Annotated in this window: 1 protein-coding gene; it reads left to right on the forward strand. The window is 67.8% G+C overall.

Annotated elements, in window-relative coordinates; genetic code table 11:
* A partial coding sequence (locus tag AF337_RS12845) for a LysR substrate-binding domain-containing protein (protein ID WP_244471236.1) occupies window positions 1-261 on the forward strand: 261 nt, incomplete at both ends.

A 261-nucleotide genomic window follows, 5' to 3' on the forward strand; every position in this document is an offset into this window, starting at 1 on the left:
GCTTCACCGCATCCTCCGCCTTCAACCCGGTGGTCAGCACGACGATCCGCCGGTTTCGCGCGCGCTGGCCGGAGGTGCAGCTGTCGCTGACGGAAATGAATACGCTAGCGCTGATGCAGAAGCTGGAACGCGGGGAGCTCGACGCCACCTTCATGCGCCCCGGCCTGGACGATCCCGCCGGCATCCGGCTGCGGCGGCTGCCGGACGAGCCGATGGTGATTGCCCTGCCCGCCAGCCATCCTCTGGCAAGACATCGTAGCC

The sequence above is a fragment of the Rhizobium ecuadorense genome (assembly GCF_001187535.1).
In the GTDB taxonomy this organism is placed as follows: domain Bacteria; phylum Pseudomonadota; class Alphaproteobacteria; order Rhizobiales; family Rhizobiaceae; genus Rhizobium; species Rhizobium ecuadorense.